Raw genomic sequence first — 509 nt, 5'->3', positions numbered from 1 at the left:
GAACAGGGCCACTTCCTTCCCGTAGTACTGCTCATACGTCAGCCTGCCACCCAGCTGCGGCAGGGACGGCACCCAGGCCTGCGCCCGGACATCCCAGCCGTTTGCCGGACGGGCCTCGTAGTCGGCCAGGTCCGGGGAGTCCTTCCAGTCCGTCAGGCGGTAGTAGCCATTGACACCCAGCTTCAGGAAGTCACGCCAGTATTCAAGACCGGCGCCGACACGCGCATGGTCGCGGGACAGGTCGTAGTCGCCGAACAGATTTCCGCCCAGCATGTGACCGGGCATAAAGTGGCGTAACCCGGCGCCGAGGTTAGCCTGGGTCCGGCCGTCGGTCCGGTGCAGACTGCCCTGCGTGAACACCAGGTTATCCCCCCGGTCATACAGGGGTATCAGCAGGTCAAACTGCGAGTTCTTCAGGGAGAAGTTTTTATCCGCATCCAGCTGCACGCGGGCAGTACCGAAATGGCTGAGCCACTGCCGGATTTCACCGCTGGCAGTCCCCGTGGCCA

At 63.5% G+C, this 509-nt stretch carries 1 protein-coding gene; it reads right to left on the bottom strand.

Going from position 1 to position 509, the window contains the following annotated elements; all coding sequences use genetic code 11:
* Positions 1-509 (bottom strand): inverse autotransporter beta domain-containing protein (locus ACU8YC_RS26295; protein WP_446896161.1); only part of this gene is annotated, 509 nt, incomplete at both ends.

This window comes from Citrobacter sp. VF227, from assembly GCF_052950715.1.
Note: the sequence above shows the minus strand (reverse complement) of the source record. Positions and strands in the feature narration are given on the sequence as shown.